The following is a 14,876-nucleotide window of genomic DNA, read 5'->3' as shown; positions in this document are numbered from 1 at the left end:
GACACCGCAACCATCGGAACTGCCGCTGGTCAGGCCAGACAGAGAGCCGTCGTCGGCTACTCGGATCCGGCGCGCGAGAGTCGCATCCGATGCGAGTCGGCCAGCAGCGCGCGCATCTGCTCGACAGGAACGAGGTGATGGTCTTGGGCTGCTGCCCGGGCGCCGGCGATCCCGACCCACACGTCCCCGTCCAGCGGCGGCGGGCCGAACAACTGCCCGCCCGTAAGGGGTTGGCCGGCGGCCCACGCGGCGCCCGGTTCGGCGACGAGCTGCAGGCCGTCGCCGACGGGGCGCGAGACCGCACCCCTCACCGGAACTTGGCGGAAGAGACACTTGTTCTCAGGATTATTCTCGATGGAGTAGGGAATGACCGAGGGAACGCGCGATGGAGGAACTCGAGCGCGTAGCGCTGGTGTCGCAGTGGTCGCGGGCACTGACGGCCACCGGTGAGATGCCGACGCCGCAGCCCGCGCGGGGCGTGCTGGACACGTTGGTCGATGATCTGGCTGCCGGGGTGAACAGCGAGCCCTTCGACGACGCGGTGGGCGCACGGGCCGGCGCGGCCCTGGTGGCTGCGGGCCTGCTCGATCCGGCGGCACCGGCCACCGCGGGCGGCAGCGGTGCTGTACCGCATCGCCGCCCGCAGCCCGCGATCGGATGCCGACGAACGTGCCGGCACGCTGCTCGACGCGATCGCTCGAGGCCACCGGCAGGCACTGCGGCAGTCACGGACCCCGACGACCGAGCCCGCCGCGCACCCGGGGCCGCCGTGGCCGGTTCCGGACGAGATGTTCCGGATCGCCGTCGAGAACTCGCCGATCGCGATCGCTTTCGGCGACACCGACGGCGAGCTGCTCTACGCCAACCGGGCCATGAGTGCGCTGCTCGGTGTACCGATCCAGGCGCTGGAGCGGATCACGGTTCACGAGTTCTCCCATCCGGAAGATCGGGCCGAGGTCAACGCGATGATCTTCGGCCGATTGCTCGCGGCGCGCACGGGTACCGTGTGCATGGAGCGGCGGCTCGTGCGCGCCGACGGCAGCATCCGATGGGCTTCGTTCGCGGTCACCTATGTACCGGCCACCGGCGGGCAGGACGACTTCGGCCTCGGCGTGGTCGAAGACGTCACCGAACGACACCGGCTACAGGAACAACTGCACTGGCAGGCCCGCCACGATCAGCTCACCGGCCTGCCCAACCGCCGCCAGTTACTGGAACGGATCGAAACGATCGCTGCCACCGCGACCCGGGGCGACCTGATCGGGCTGTGTTTCACCGATCTGGACCGGTTCAAACAGATCAACGACCACTACGGCCACGCCACCGGCGACCAGGTTCTGGTCACCGTCGCCGATCGGCTTCGCGAGAGCCTGCGCGAATACGACTGTATGACCGCTCGTCTCGGCGGCGACGAATTCATCACCCTCGTCGCCCCGCCCGCCGACGACCGCAAGGTCGGCGCGGTCGCCGACCGACTGCGATCCGCGCTGACCCCACCGGTCACCGTCGGCGCACACCGGCTGCCGGTATCAGCCAGCATCGGCGTCGTGGTGAGCCCCGTCGCGGGCAAAGCGGCCGACACCCTGCTCGATGCCGCCGATCGCGCGCTCTACCGCGCCAAAACCAGCCGCACACACCAACCCGTGCCCCCACCCACGCGAGGTGAATAGGCCCGTGGGGTTCGCACGGCTGGAAAGTCACGGTAAGGCCGACCATGCAGAGGGTGGCAGCTATCTGCGGAAACCCTTGTAGTGCAAGGGTTCGATGGGTTCCACGCGCCTGAAGTGACTTTTCGCCCAGTTGGACCCCACGGGCCGTGCGCAGGTGTGCTCCCGCATCCGAAATGTCTTGCCTTGCCACTGGGCGAGCTATCCGAGTAAGCGAGATCGACTGCGATACAGGACTTCCGGTCATGCCGCGGGATGCGCTTTCTCCTGATAGCACACCCGACCGCATATGTGCTTTAGTGTGCCGGCCGGCTACGTCCGCCTCGACGGCCGGATCGACTTCCAATTCAACTGCCGAGGCTGTTTCGAAGCGCCGCAAGCACTCTCGCGGCGCCCACATCAGCCGTAATCACGCGGGGGTTTCGCGCAGGAAGGTCGTCAGCAGGTCTGTGACGCGCTGGGGCTGTTCGAGCGTGCTGGTGTGGCCGCAGTCGTCGATGATGTGCAGGCTCGCGTGCGGGATCAGGTCGGCGAGGCGGTGGGCGTGGGTGGGCGGGGTGGCGTGATCGTCGGCGCCGACGGCGATGAGGGTGGGCGTGGTGATCGCGGAGAGTTCGGCGGCGACGCCCGGGCGGTCGGCGACGGCGTGCACCGCTTTGCGGAGGGCGGCGCGGTCGGTGCGGTGCACGCGGGACGACCACTCGTGCAGGAGTGGACGGTGTTGCCGGGCGGTGCGGAAGGCGGGGCCGAACATATGCGGTTCGACGCGGGATCGCAAGGGGCGGAAGCCGATCAGGCGCACGGCCAGGGCGAGGCGTTTGTATTCGCCGATCTTGGCCGGATGCTCGGGGTCCGCGCTGGTGTCGAGCAGGGTCAGCGAGCGCAGGAGTTCGGGGTTGCGGGCGGCCAGGCGCTGGCCGATGAAACCGCCCATGGACAGGCCGACCCAGTGCACCGGCGCGAGGCTCAGGGCGGTGATCAGGCCCGCGGCGTCGGCGGTGAGGGTGTCCATGTCGTAACCGCCGGAGGTAGCGGGGGTATCGCCCTGACCGCGCCAGTCGAGGGTGACGCAGCGGAATTCGTGACGCAGCGCCTCGATCTGGGGTTCGAACATCCAGCCGCCGAAGAGCAGGCCGTGACCGAACACGATGGTGTGCGCGTCCGGCCGTCCGGCGGGGACCCCGGTGTCGGAGAAGGCGATCGGGACGCCGTGGATGTCAGCTGTCGGCATGGTTCTCCTCGGTGGATGTTCGCCGCTCAGCCCAGCTTCACGTTCCGCATGGTGACCAGTGCGGTGGCGCACAGGGTTTCGACGCCGTCCTCGACCGAGAACACGTCGGCGGCGGCATTGGTGACGAGCGCGCCCGGCTTGAGCACGCGCCCGCGCGCGATCACCTGCTTGCCCTTGGCCGGGGCGAGAATCTTGACCGTGTAGTCGATGGTCATGTTCACCCACCCCGGCTGCAGCAGGGTGCCCGCGGCCGATCCGGCGGCGAAATCGGCCAGCGAACCGAGCACCCCGCCCTGGAAATAGCCGTTGTGCTGCGTGAGTTCGGGCCGGAAGGGCTGCACGATCTCGACTTCGCCCGGCTCGACCCGCCCGAACTCGAAGCCCAGATGCCGGGCCGCGGGCATGGTGAGCACGGCCGCCGTCACAGCCGCCGCGAAATCCGGATTCGATGCCTGCCAGGTCATGGTCAACTCCTCGGTGTGGGGGTGAGTGTGTCGGCGAGCGGATTCCAAGGCTCGAATTCGCCTGCCAGATAACGGGTGCGGGCGGCGGTGCGCATGATCTTGCCGCTGCTGGTGCGCTCCACCTGGCCGGGGGCGGCGAGCACGATCTCGGCTGGGGCGAGCTCGTGTTCACCGAGTGCCGCCGCGTTGATCGCGCCGCGCACCTCGGCGGGCTCGGCGAGTGCGTCGCGCCGGATCTCGGCGACGATCACCAGCTTCTCGCCGGCCGCGGACGCGATCGCGAAGGCGGCGCAGGCGCCCGCTCGCACTGCCGGATGGGCGGCCTGGGCGGTCCGTTCGATGTCGTGCGGGTAGTAGTTGCGGCCCCGGATGATGACGAGGTCCTTCGACCGGCCCACCACGTAGAGTTCACCGTCCACGAGCGCACCCAGATCGCCGGTGCGGAGGTACCCGTCGGCGAAAGCCCGCGCCGTGGCCTCGGGATTGCGCCAATAGCCTTGCGTCACATGGGCTCCCGAGATCTGGATCTCCCCGACCCGGCCCGGCGCGCAGGCCGTGCCGGTGGCGGGATCGACGATGCGCAGGTCCTCGTTCGCCAGCGGGCGGCCGGAACCGGCGACGGTCGTGGCGCGTGGACCGGCGGTAGCGGAGACGCGGCCCGCGCGGAGCTCGTCGATGTCGGCGTCCAGCAGCCGGGGACCGCGGCCGGGCGTGCTGCCCGTGACGAGCAGGGTCGCCTCGGCCAGCCCGTAGCAGGGGTACCAGGAACCGTCGCGGAAACCGTAGGGGCCGAAGGCATCACCGAAGCGGCGCAGCGTGTCCGGCCGGATGGGCTCCGCACCGTTGAAGGCGACGCGCCAGCTGCTCAGGTCCAGCCCGGCCAGGGCGGCCGGCTCGGTACGCATCGCCCGCTCGACACAGGCGTCGAAGGCGAAGTTCGGTCCACCGCTGGTGTGCGCGCGATAGCGGGTGATGGTCGACAGCCACAGCAGCGGACGGCGGATGAACGCCGATGGCGACATCAGGATCGCCGTCGCGCCGATGTATACCGGTTGCAGGACATTGCCGATCAAGCCCTGGTCGTGGAAGAACGGCGCCCAGCCGACCACGGTGGAGTCGCGGTCGTGGCCGAAACCGAGCCGGATCATCTCCTCGTTGGCGACCAGATTGCCGTGGGTGACCATCACACCCTTGGGCGCGCCGGTCGAGCCGGAGGTGTACTGGAGGAACGCCAGATCCGCGGGCGCCGGGCGGGCGGGCTCGAATCCCGTCGCGTCCGTCGGCATCCGGTCGACTCCGAGCCACACGGTCGCATCGCACAGTGGCGCGAGCGCGGCCCGCAGCGGTTCGATGACCGCGTCCAGGCTCAGCACGGCCGCGGGCGTGCAGTCGCGCACGATCGACAGCGTGGCCTGCTGGATGCGGTCGCGCCGTGGCGGATTCAGCGGAACGGCGATCACCCCGGCGTACAGGCAGCCGAAATAGGCGACGATGAACTCCAGGCATTGCGGGAACACCAGGATCGCGCGATCGCCACGGGCACATCGGGATTCGAGGTGCTGTGCGACCGCCAGCGCGCGTGCGTGAAGTTCTCCGTAGGTGAGGGTGGCCGCCTCGGCGCCGGTGTCGTCGAGCAGGATATAGGCGGTGCGGTCCGGCTCGTCGGCGGCGCGGCGGCGCAGGATCTCCGGCAACAGTGCGGGGCTCATGCGGCGGCTCCGATCGCCACGGGCAGGGTTTGCAGGCCACGCACGATGAAACTGTGGTCCTGCCAGGTGAATTCGCCGGTCGACGGGCGCAGGTTCAGCTGGATCAGGTGGGTGAAGGCGACCTCGGCCATCAGCTCGGCCAGCTGCCCGCCCAGGCAGCCGTGCATGCCGTGCCCGAACGCCAGATGCCCGGCACCGCCCCGGGCGAGATCGAATTCGTCCGGCCGGGCGAAGACCTCGGGGTCACGGTTGGCCGCACCCAGGCACACCAGGACCTGATCGCCGGCGCGGATGGTCTCCCCGCCGAGTTCGACATCGCGGGTGGCCAGCCGTTTGGTGAGCTGCAGCGGGCAGTCGTAGCGCAGGGCCTCGCTCACCGCGGCCGGAAGCAGTTCGGGGGTGCGGCGCAGTGCGTCCGCCTGATCGGGATGGTCCAGCAGGGCCAGCAGGCCATTGCCGATCAGGGATTTGGTGGTCTCGTTGCCGGCGACGAAACTCATGATGCAGACGAAGATCAACTCTTCCTCGCTGAGCGCGTCCCCGCCGGCGGTGCGGGTGGCGAGCAGACGGCTGATCAGATCCGGGCCCGCGGTGCGGCGACGCGCGTCCAGCACGCCCGACAGTGCGGTCGAGAACTCCTCGACCACCACGCGGACCCGGGTGAAGTCCTCTGCTCTCATCATCCCGGGTTCGAGCAGGAACCGGATGTCGTGGGTCCACCCGGCGACCTGCTCACCCAGATCGGGCGGCAGCGCCATCCACTCGCACAGCACCGAGACCGGCAGGGGCGCGGCCAAATCGGCGATCACGTCCATGCCCCCGGCGTCGTGGGCGCGTCGCAATGCCGCGGCGGTGAACGCGGTGGCGGCCGGGCGCAACGCGGCGACGGCCTGGGCGGTGAAGACCCGGTTCACCAGCCCGCGCAGCCGCGCGTGATCGGGATTGTCGGTGAACACCAGGGACTTTCGACCCAGCCGTTCGATGCGTGCCACGTCGTCGTGGCCGAGCCGGCGGGCCTGCTCACCGACCAATTGCGGGATCAGGCCCGCGCTGAAGGAGCGGTCGTGCAGGACGGCTTTCGCGTCGGCGTGCCGGGTGATCACCCACATGCCGAGGGTCTTGTGCACCGGCCGGGTCTCCCGCAGCGCCCGGTACATGGGGTAGGGGTCGCGGCGGAACTCGGCGCCGAACGGATTGAACCGGGGGCGCGGGCGCACCGGATCCGCCGCCCGCGTGGCGTGCACGGTCATGCGGCGGGCTCCCCGGCGGCGAAGAACCCGTCCCCGTAGGGTCGCAGGATCAGCCGGAACAAGGCCAGTTTGCCCATGCGGAAGCCCAGGGCGGACATCTTCAGGTAGCGCAGATACCGCTCCACCACCTCGGGGCCGACCAGCTCGGTGGCCGCGGCGCGGTTCTCGCGCAGTCGCCGCGCCCACTCGGCGCAGGTCCACGCGTAGTCCAGGCGGCCGTTGGTCACCGCGCTCACCTCGAACAGGCCGTCGGCCGCGGCGGTGATCTCGGGCAGCGTCGGCAGCTCGGCATCGGGGAAGATCTCGCGCTGCATGAACGTGTTCGCCTGCGCCGCGGTCATATTGGCGTACGCGATCGTCTGCAACGACAGCGCGCCGCCGGGTTGCAGCCATTCGCGGCAGCGGGTGAAGAACTCCCGGTAGACGCCGATCTTCTGCTCGGGCGTGTCATCGGGGCGGGCGAAATGCTCGAACGCACCGATGGAGATGATGCCGTCGAATCGCTGCCGGGGCTCGTAGTGCAGCCAGTCCTCGACCCGCACCTCCACACCGGAATACCGCTGCGCCCGAACATAATCGGCCTGCTCGGCACTGAGCGTGAGGCCGACCGCGTGCTGGCAGGCCGGCTGCCGGGAGACCCGCTGCAGGACCGCGCCCCATCCGCAGCCGATATCGAGCACCGTGCGGGCCCGTTCGGCCTCGATGGCGTCGAGGTGGTGGCGCAGCTTGCGCTTCTGCGCGATCTCCAGTGTGTCATCGGGGGATTCGCGCAGCGCGCAGGAGTAGCTGAGCGTCCGGTCCAGCCAGAGTCGGTAGAACTCGTTGCCGACGTCGTAGTGATGGCGGACCGCGGCCGCGGCGGCCGCGGTCCGCTCGGTATCGACGGCGGTCATATCAGGCAACGTTCCGGGTGGTCTGCTGATGCAGGTATTCGGCGACCGCGTCCAGGTTCGGGTTGCGGTAGAGGTCCTCGGGGGAGAGGTCCACGCCGTAGCGCTCCTCGACCTCGATCAGCAGGGCCACCGCCAGCGCCGAATCGACGCCGAGCCGGTCGAAGTCGGCGAGCGGATCGATGGCGGTGGCGGGCAGCTCCATCAAATCGGCGAGATATTCCTGGCACCAGCCGACGATGGCCGCTTTGCTGGTATCGACTGCTTCGGTCATGGCGAGTGAACCCTTTCTCAGGCAATGCGTTTGGTGGCCATGCGGGCCTCGGAGGGCAGCTTCAGATCCCACGCCAGGCCCAGGGCCGACAGCGTGCGGATCAGCCAGTAACCGGGATCCAGCCGGTACCAGTCCAATCCGAAGGAGGGGGATTCGGGGAAGGCGTGATGATTGTTGTGCCAGGATTCGCCGAGACTGATCAGGGCGAAGACACCGCCGTTGCGGCTGTTCTCCCGCGATTCGTAGGGCCGGGTGCCGAACATGTGCAGGAACGAATTGATCGCCCACACAATGTGTTCCAGCACGAAGATGCGTGCGAGACCACCCCACAGCAGCCCGCTCACCGCACCGGTCCAGCTCAGGGTGACCACTCCGCCGATCACCGCCGGAATCGCCAGGCCCAGCGCGACCCACCAGTAGTACAACCGCGCCACCCGCACCAGCCGGCGATCCCGGATCAGATCGGGCGCGTAATGGACGATATTCGGATACTCGTGCCGTCGCATCCATAGGAAATGCGAATGCGCCAGCCCGCGCAGCGCGCCCGCGAACCCATCACCGGACAGGTTGGGGGAGTGCGGATCCCCCTCGCGGTCACTGTATTCGTGATGGCGGCGGTGCAGCGCCACCCAGGACAGCACACCACCCTGCCCCGCCATCGACCCCAGGATCGCCAGCATCGTCGCCACCCATGGCGCGGCCTTGAACGTGCGATGGGTGAACAGCCGGTGATAGCCGACGGTCACGCCCAGCCCGGTCAGGAGCCACATCGTGAACAGCAGCGCGAATTCGAGAATCCCGAACGGCCGCACCCACAGAAACGCCACCGCCGCCACCGTGCCGATGATCGGCGCGATATCGAACAGCAGAAAATGCCGGCGTTGCAGCCGGTGGATATAGGGATTGCTGATCGTCTTCTTGCGCGGCTCGGACTTTCCGGTGTCGAACGCCTCGGAATAGTCCCCGACCGACAGTGCATTGTCCTCGATCATCGCAGGCGACCGGACCCCTCGTCATCGACGGTGTGACGGCGCCAATTGCCCGGCGCCGAACGTGGTTCCGAATCTACCGCCGGCCTCTCCTAGCAGAGGCTTCGGATTTTCTTTGCCTGCAACGCGATTCGTTGTTCCTATCGCCGGGCGGACCCGCTACCCGGTGCGCCGTCGACCTCGCCCCGATCGGGATTCGGGTTGTGCGGTGCGGTGGTGGTCGACCTGTCCAAGGTCACCTTGTTCAGCATCTGAGCGCCGCGGGCACTCCTCGACGCCGACGGCCAAGCTCCCGACGCGGCCGTGGGTCGGCACCGACTGCCCTCCGCCGCCGCGCGGTACACCACACGCGCGCCACAGCCGGAACCGGCGGGGATCCTTCAGCGGGGAATGCGTTCGTGCATGGTCAGCAGGATGTGGTCGAACGCCGATACCGTTCCGGGCTCGGCCGGCGGGACGTTGGGCAGCTCGCACAGCAGCTGTTCGGCCAGGGCCCGGACTTTGGTGTTGGTTTCCTGGGACCGCCACACCAGCAGCTTGAACGCCTGCTCCTGGCTGATGCGGTACATGCGCATCAGCACACCCTTGGCCTGCTCGATCACCGCGCGCGCCTCGACCACCTCGGGCATCCGCTCCTCGAGCGCGTCGTGCTCGGCGCGGATGAGGGTGCCCGCCAGGTCGACGTAGAACCCTGTCGTGCCGACCGCGCGGCCCTGGTCGAGGATGCGGTCGGCCACCACCATCACATGGTGTTCGATCCCGTGGGTGTCGATGAAGCGGTGGCGGCTCGAGAACGGCTCTCCCAGCGAGACCGAGCGGGTGATCGTCTCGGCGACCTTGCCGCGATCATCGGGATGTTTGTGGGCCAGCAGCAGTTCGGTGGTCGGCTCGACCTCGCCAGGGGTGTAACCGTGCATGCGATACAGCTCGGCAGACCATTCCCAACGGCGGGTGGCGAACCAGAACCGGAAACCGCCCGTCTGCGGTCCCGGATATGCTCCCGCAGCCCACACCAGCGATTCCGCGGGCAGTTCGGCCGGAGTGTTCATGACCCGATTATCCGCTATGCCGGGTTTCCTGAGGCGCTCAGGGGCGGTATCCGAACTGGCACGCCCGGTCGCCGCCCTGGCCCGTCGGCCGAGTCGGGATGCGCTGTCGGCGTTGATTTTCCGCTTCGGACTTTCCGGTGAGATCGCCGTCGAACCCCGAGAGAGGCCGGGCGGTGTCTTTATTCCCCGGCGGCGACTGCCGCGACACTCTGGAGCGCGCCCCCGATGGCTTGCGTCTCGTTGGCGTAGAGCAGGCCGTAGGTGAAGCCGTTCTCGTCGCCTGCCGTGCCCGCCGCTGTCGCGGTTCGCCATAGGAATTCGGTCGAGACGACGCTGTCGTTGTAGTCGCCGAGTAGCCGCTGAATTCTCTTGTAGTGCTTCATATTCGACTTCGCACGGGCGGACTTTCGGACCGGTTGGTGCAATTCGGCGGCGTAGCGTGCGCGTTTGGCGGCTTTACGCGCGCGGTGCAGCGATTCGTGCCGGTGGTTCTGCAATGCGGTCGCCAACCGCCGGTCGGCTTTGTCGGCGGCACGGCGGGCTCGGGTCACCAGCTGTCGCCCCCGGATCCGCTGCGCGAAGGGCGGCCGTGTTCTCCACGTCTGCAGCGTCGCGAGCAGTCGCAGGTAGCGGGGCGAGTTCATTGCCTCGGCGAGGGCATTGCGGCTCGGCAGCTGCCGTGCCAGCAGCGTCGCGTCGATCCGCGCAGCGACCGGACCCAGGACGAGCTCGGGCGGTAGGGCGTTGAGCTTGTCGGCGAGCCGTCGCCGTTGGACGTGGCAATCACGGATGTCGCCGAGCAGCGCTGCGTACCATCTCAGCTCATTGTCGATCTCGCCGATCGCGTCCCGGTCCAGCAGCTTGCCGAACACGCGCAGCGTGCTACGCAGTCGCCGCGTCGCGACGCGGGTGTCGTGGATCGGTTCCTCGCCTCGGCGTAACCGGACGTCGCCGACGAAGATCAGGTCGATCTGCGCGGTCATGTAGTCGTGCATCGCATGCTCGGCCCGTGAACCGGTGACGGGCGGTCCGGATCGCTCCGGCAGAACGCGCGACAGCTTGGAGCGATCGCCCGACGCGCATGCGCCCGCTTCGGTGAGCCGGTCCCGCAATATGGCCGGGATCTTTTCGGTGTGCGGGCCGAGTTCGACCTCGATCTCACGCCAGGCAACCAGTTCCGCAGGCCGGTCCGCTGCGGTCGAGTCCACAAGGTCGTCATCGATCTCGACGATCAGTTCGCCGTCCGAACCGAGGATGCGGTGACGACGGCGCAATGTATGAATCCTGGCGACCGCGTTCAGCGGCCTGCCGAGCGTCGCGCCGATGACGACCTCGGCGAGTTCAGGCGGTAGCTCGTCCGATAATCGGGCGGTCACTTCGACGCGACCGCTCGTATGGGGGATCTTCAGCTGCCAGCCCGATTCATCGTCTCCCTCACGGCGGCGCAACGTCAGATCGTGAGCGAGCAGGTCTCGCTCGGCGGTGTCGAAATAGGTACTTGTCAGCTCGACCAGCCTCTCCTCGGTGCGGCTGTTCGCGACAACGTCGTCCAGTCCGGGAAAAGTGAAGTCCCGGTCGACCGCCCATTTGCTCTCACGTTCGAGTACGTCCTTCATGCGTCCCCGAATTCCCTGGAAATCGCACGTGAAACAGGGAAGGCCCTCTCGATTGCCGCGGATCGCACATTCCGGGGGTGCCATCGGACCGGCAGGCGGATACGCGCAAGCTACTCGTTCCGCTGGCGTAGTCGCGCGGTTGCCGGGCCGTCAGGGACCTCCCACGCTGTGCGGAGCCGGTCGAACCGGGCCCGCAAGGTCTCCGATATCGGTCCGTGTGGTGTCTGCCTGATCAGCGTGGCGGCCAGGTGGACGAGTTCGCGTTCCAGTGGCGCCGGGAGCGCGCCGAGCACATCGCGATCATGTTGTGCGGCAGCTTGTTCGGCGGGTGTGGCGTCGCGACCGCGGCCCCGCAGGACTTCGGCGCGAGCTCGGGCGACCTTGAGCTGGGTGGCGTCCAGTGCTTGTTCTATGGGTCCGGTCATGAGCGCTTCTCTCCTGCCGCCATTGTCGGTAGCTCAGATTCCGGGGGTCTTGCCGTAATACATTTGATCTTCTCGATAGCCGCCCTGCCCCATCCCGATATCGGTGATGTCGTCGACGAATTCGATGGCTTTGATCCACTTGATCATCTTGTAACCGAGCTGGTTCTCCAGGCGCAGTCGCAGCGGGGCTCCGTGTTCGATGGGCAGCGGCGCGCCGTTCATCTCCAGGGCGAGCAGGGCTTGTGGCGCTCTGGCGATAGCGATCGGAACGGCCTCGTAGAAATAGCCGTATCGCCCGCGACCCTCGGTGAGTGCCTTGTCGTCCATGGCGTAGAACACGATGTGGCTCACCGATTTCGACGGACGGACGAGGTCGATGAGTGCCGACAGGGGCACGCCGCCCCACTCGGCGATGCCGTTCCAGCCCTGGATGCAGTTGTGGTTGGTGATCTGGTGAGTCATGCCCAGCTGGGCCAATTCGGGTAACGACAGCGTCATCGGATGGTCGACCAGGCCACCAACGGGTAGTTCGTACTCTCGGAATCCGCCGGCGGCCAGCTGCCGATAACCGGGGTCGGTCGGCGGGTAGCCGTTGACGCGGTGGTATTCGGAGATGTCGCGTCGCCGGTAATGCTGGCGAGACCGGCCCAGCCGCGTCAGCAGGAACTCGAAGCGGTACACGATCTTGCCCAGCAGACGCTGGGTGCGGCGGGGATTGATCCGGGAGTACACGGTGGCCGCGACGTGAACGATCACCACGGCCAGCAATGTCAGCGAGCCGACCACGGTGGCGAGAACCCGGTTCGCGTCCTCGGAGCCGAGGAAGATCTTGGCGAATTCGGCCGGAATGCCGTGCACGACGACCATGAACAGGTGGACGACGATGAATGCGAGCATCGCGCACAAGCCGAGGAAATGGACGCTGCGCGCGCCCTGCTTCCCGCCGAACAGCCTTCCGTACCAAGGGAATCGGGCGAGCACCGCCGGTGACATCGCCGCGCCGGAGGCGATCTGCAGCGGGGCCAGCACGAAGACCACACCGAAATAGGTGAGCTTCTGGGCGGCGTCGAACGGCTGCCCGGGAAGCTGGGGCGCCAGCTGGAAATGCAGATACGTCCCGATATCCCGGATGGCCTGCGACACGATGCTCCAGTGCGTCGGCACCAGATAGTTCCAATATCCGGAGACGAAGACCATCACGACGTACACCGAACCGGTGAGAATCCAGAATTGCACTGTCAGGAAGTGCCAATGCCGCCCGAGACCCAGATTATTGCGGCCCGGTAGCGCGATGACCGGATGCCAGGGCTCCTCTTCATCCAGCGACACCCATGGCCGGCGCGAATCGGCGCCGAAATTCTTGCCGGACAGTCGAAGCCATTCCCGGCCCGGCGGACAGCCGTCGCTCCAGTAGAGCTTCGGCATCGACGACAGCACCTCGACGCCCGAGCGCATGAGCAAGGTGACGAACAGGATGTTCAGCCCATGGGTAATGACCACGAACAGCGGATAGTGCGGAACCTGCCCCATATTCCCTCCCTACGAACCGCTGCTGCAGCGCAATTCGCGCTGTCGGCACTACTTGTCCAAGGAGACGATCGTGGAAGCAACTTCGATCAAACCACCGATGATCCTGTCGCGTTCCCGATCGAGCAATACATGTGCGTTCGCCGGGGAACCGAACTCGGCACGCGAGCAGCGTACGAGCGAGATCGGTATGAGCGGCATGTCCCGGTTATGCCCTGATCATGACCGCGAAAACACAGCTCCTTTCCCGGGGCATCGAGCCCCGGTCAGCGGCATCTCGGCCCGTTCGAGGCTGGTTCTGTGACACCTGCGGATCGGCCGGCGAGGCGATCAGCGTTCCGGCCGGGCCCCGCGGTCCGGTACGCCTGCATAGTCGGGCAGCTCGATGCCGTTGATCGCGCGCTCGATCAACTCGAGGTCCCATTCGGTGCTCGGCTCGGCGCCGGGGCCGGGGACGTCGCGGCTGCGCGCGTGCAATCGGCCGATCTCCTGGTTGGCCTCGACGAACGAGCGCATCCGAGCCTCGTAGGCGGCGAACCCGGCCGCCGGGTCCCACCCGGCCGCGGCCAGCTCTCCGGCCAGCAGGTAGGCGCCGACCAGGGCCAGCCCGGTGCCCTGCCCGGACATCGGCGACGAGCTGAACGCCGCGTCCCCGAGTAGCCCCACCCGTCCGCTCGACCAGCGGTCCATCACCACCTGGGCGACCTGGTCGAGGTAGAAGTCCGGGGTGTCGTCCAGGTGCGCGAGGATGCGCGGGGTCAACCAGCCCAGGCCGGCCATCCGCTCGCGCAGCAGGCGTTTCTGGGCCTCGATGTCGCGGTAGTCGACGTCGAGGTCGGCCGCGGGGAAGGAGAACATGGCCATCGCCCGGGTGGCGTCCTGGATGGGCCGCAGGCCGGCGGAGCGCCCGGCCTCCTGGTAGTCGATCAGCCAGCCGTCGAGCCCGAACTCGTTGGGCACACTGTAGAAGGCCAGCACGTGCCCGAGATGGCGGACGAACCACTCGCGCGGCCCGAAGACCATCGCGCGCAGCGCCGAGTGCAGCCCGTCCGCTCCGACCACCAGGTCGAAGCGCCGCCGGTCGCCGCCCGCGAAGGCCACATCGACCCAGTCCGCGTCCTGGGTGAGCTCGGCGATCCGGTCGCCGAAGACGTACTCGACACTGTCGCGGGTGTCGTCGTAGAGCACCCGGGACAGGTCCCCGCGCAGGATCTCGATCTCCGCGATGTACCCGTCGCCGCCGTCGTCGTCCGCGCGGTAGGTCTCCAGCACGTTCCCGTCCACGTCCACGGTGTACGCGCCGGCGGTCTCGGTGCGGGCCGCGCGCACCGCCGCGTCCAGCCCCATTCGCCGGATGACCTCCTTGGTCACCCCGCGCGCGTCCACCGCCTGGCCGCCGGGACGCAGCTCGGGAGCCCGCTCCACCACGGTCACCTCGGCCCCCCGCCGGCGCAGCCAGTGGGCCAGCGCGGGCCCCGCGATGCTCGCCCCCGCCACCAACACCCGCGGACCGCTCGCTGCCGCCCCCCGCTCACCCATCCAGATCATTTGCTCCTGCCCGGGGCCGTCCACGCTCGTCATCCAGTGCCTCCCTGTGTTCTTCCGCGCTGGAAAGAGCCCAGCACGGACCACCGCTGTCGGTGTGTCCAGAGGTGCCGACGACGCATCCACCCAGAATTCATCGGTGCGCCCGAGATCATGTCCACTCTCCTGCGGATGCCCTGAACCCGACGGCAGAGGACGTTCCGCGCCGTAGCTGGTCTCGCTGCCGACGGCACCCGCTCG

14 protein-coding genes are annotated in these 14,876 nt (G+C 68.0%); 1 reads left to right on the top strand and 13 read right to left on the bottom strand.

What is annotated here, in order from left to right; genetic code table 11:
• Window positions 1-56: 56 nt before the first annotated feature.
• Complete coding sequence (locus ON33_RS37790) at window positions 57-311, bottom strand: hypothetical protein (protein ID WP_040863928.1); 255 nt, start codon at window positions 309-311, stop codon at window positions 57-59.
• A 309-nt stretch (window positions 312-620) separates the two neighbouring features.
• Between ON33_RS37790 and ON33_RS37785 the strand changes: the two genes are divergently transcribed.
• Window positions 621-1,670, top strand: a complete 1,050-nt coding sequence (locus tag ON33_RS37785; protein ID WP_051153466.1) for a sensor domain-containing diguanylate cyclase — start codon at window positions 621-623, stop codon at window positions 1,668-1,670.
• 406 nt (window positions 1,671-2,076) lie between these two features.
• Here ON33_RS37785 and ON33_RS37780 read toward each other — a convergent pair whose 3' ends face one another.
• The 12 genes from ON33_RS37780 to ON33_RS37725 form a co-directional block, all read right to left on the bottom strand.
• The gene (locus ON33_RS37780; RefSeq protein WP_040863927.1) at window positions 2,077-2,898 is read right to left on the bottom strand and encodes an alpha/beta fold hydrolase; all 822 of its coding nucleotides are present in this window, start codon (window positions 2,896-2,898) and stop codon (window positions 2,077-2,079) included.
• 26 nt (window positions 2,899-2,924) lie between these two features.
• Entirely contained in the window at window positions 2,925-3,362 is a 438-nt protein-coding gene (locus ON33_RS37775) for a PaaI family thioesterase (RefSeq protein WP_040863926.1), read from the bottom strand.
• 2 nt (window positions 3,363-3,364) lie between these two features.
• Complete coding sequence (locus ON33_RS37770; RefSeq protein ID WP_040863925.1) at window positions 3,365-5,071, bottom strand: fatty acyl-AMP ligase; 1,707 nt, start codon at window positions 5,069-5,071, stop codon at window positions 3,365-3,367.
• Window positions 5,068-6,321: a cytochrome P450 gene (locus ON33_RS37765; protein ID WP_051153465.1), complete on the bottom strand. Its 1,254-nt coding sequence runs from the start codon at window positions 6,319-6,321 to the stop codon at window positions 5,068-5,070. Before ON33_RS37765 ends, ON33_RS37770 begins: the two co-directional genes overlap by 4 nt.
• On the bottom strand, window positions 6,318-7,214 hold the full coding sequence (locus ON33_RS37760; protein ID WP_040863924.1) for an SAM-dependent methyltransferase: 897 nt from the start codon (window positions 7,212-7,214) through the stop codon (window positions 6,318-6,320). The genes ON33_RS37765 and ON33_RS37760 overlap by 4 nt, the downstream gene beginning before the upstream one ends.
• A 1-nt stretch (window position 7,215) precedes the next feature.
• Window positions 7,216-7,485: an acyl carrier protein gene (locus tag ON33_RS37755; RefSeq protein ID WP_040863923.1), complete on the bottom strand. Its 270-nt coding sequence runs from the start codon at window positions 7,483-7,485 to the stop codon at window positions 7,216-7,218.
• Between the two features lie 17 nt (window positions 7,486-7,502).
• The gene (locus ON33_RS37750) at window positions 7,503-8,477 is read right to left on the bottom strand and encodes an acyl-CoA desaturase (protein ID WP_051153464.1); all 975 of its coding nucleotides are present in this window, start codon (window positions 8,475-8,477) and stop codon (window positions 7,503-7,505) included.
• 377 nt (window positions 8,478-8,854) lie between these two features.
• The gene (locus tag ON33_RS37745; protein ID WP_040863922.1) at window positions 8,855-9,523 is read right to left on the bottom strand and encodes a PAS and ANTAR domain-containing protein; all 669 of its coding nucleotides are present in this window, start codon (window positions 9,521-9,523) and stop codon (window positions 8,855-8,857) included.
• Between the two features lie 179 nt (window positions 9,524-9,702).
• On the bottom strand, window positions 9,703-11,139 hold the full coding sequence (locus ON33_RS37740; protein ID WP_040863921.1) for a CYTH and CHAD domain-containing protein: 1,437 nt from the start codon (window positions 11,137-11,139) through the stop codon (window positions 9,703-9,705).
• A 110-nt stretch (window positions 11,140-11,249) separates the two neighbouring features.
• The gene (locus ON33_RS37735; protein ID WP_040863920.1) at window positions 11,250-11,564 is read right to left on the bottom strand and encodes a hypothetical protein; all 315 of its coding nucleotides are present in this window, start codon (window positions 11,562-11,564) and stop codon (window positions 11,250-11,252) included.
• A 33-nt stretch (window positions 11,565-11,597) separates the two neighbouring features.
• Window positions 11,598-13,094: a molybdopterin-dependent oxidoreductase gene (locus ON33_RS37730; protein ID WP_040863919.1), complete on the bottom strand. Its 1,497-nt coding sequence runs from the start codon at window positions 13,092-13,094 to the stop codon at window positions 11,598-11,600.
• Between the two features lie 327 nt (window positions 13,095-13,421).
• Window positions 13,422-14,672 (bottom strand): FAD-dependent monooxygenase, encoded by a 1,251-nt coding sequence (locus tag ON33_RS37725; RefSeq protein ID WP_245551234.1) that lies wholly within the window; start codon window positions 14,670-14,672, stop codon window positions 13,422-13,424.
• Window positions 14,673-14,876: the final 204 nt, after the last annotated feature.

It is taken from the genome of Nocardia niigatensis NBRC 100131, from assembly GCF_000308655.1.
In the GTDB taxonomy this organism is placed as follows: Bacteria; Actinomycetota; Actinomycetes; order Mycobacteriales; family Mycobacteriaceae; genus Nocardia; species Nocardia niigatensis.
This window is presented reverse-complemented; position numbering and strand designations above follow the sequence as displayed.

What these genes read in the sequence shown, in the direction of transcription:
- ON33_RS37780 (WP_040863927.1), bottom strand. Translation starts at nt 2,898, where the DNA reads ATGCCGACAGCTGACATCCACGGCGTCCCGATCGCCTTCTCCGACACC.
- ON33_RS37775 (WP_040863926.1), bottom strand. Translation starts at nt 3,362, where the DNA reads ATGACCTGGCAGGCATCGAATCCGGATTTCGCGGCGGCTGTGACGGCG.
- ON33_RS37770 (WP_040863925.1), bottom strand. Translation starts at nt 5,071, where the DNA reads ATGAGCCCCGCACTGTTGCCGGAGATCCTGCGCCGCCGCGCCGCCGAC.
- ON33_RS37765 (WP_051153465.1), bottom strand. Translation starts at nt 6,321, where the DNA reads ATGACCGTGCACGCCACGCGGGCGGCGGATCCGGTGCGCCCGCGCCCC.
- ON33_RS37760 (WP_040863924.1), bottom strand. Translation starts at nt 7,214, where the DNA reads ATGACCGCCGTCGATACCGAGCGGACCGCGGCCGCCGCGGCCGCGGTC.
- ON33_RS37755 (WP_040863923.1), bottom strand. Translation starts at nt 7,485, where the DNA reads ATGACCGAAGCAGTCGATACCAGCAAAGCGGCCATCGTCGGCTGGTGC.
- ON33_RS37750 (WP_051153464.1), bottom strand. Translation starts at nt 8,477, where the DNA reads ATGATCGAGGACAATGCACTGTCGGTCGGGGACTATTCCGAGGCGTTC.
- ON33_RS37745 (WP_040863922.1), bottom strand. Translation starts at nt 9,523, where the DNA reads ATGAACACTCCGGCCGAACTGCCCGCGGAATCGCTGGTGTGGGCTGCG.
- ON33_RS37740 (WP_040863921.1), bottom strand. Translation starts at nt 11,139, where the DNA reads ATGAAGGACGTACTCGAACGTGAGAGCAAATGGGCGGTCGACCGGGAC.
- ON33_RS37735 (WP_040863920.1), bottom strand. Translation starts at nt 11,564, where the DNA reads ATGACCGGACCCATAGAACAAGCACTGGACGCCACCCAGCTCAAGGTC.
- ON33_RS37730 (WP_040863919.1), bottom strand. Translation starts at nt 13,094, where the DNA reads ATGGGGCAGGTTCCGCACTATCCGCTGTTCGTGGTCATTACCCATGGG.
- ON33_RS37725 (WP_245551234.1), bottom strand. Translation starts at nt 14,672, where the DNA reads ATGACGAGCGTGGACGGCCCCGGGCAGGAGCAAATGATCTGGATGGGT.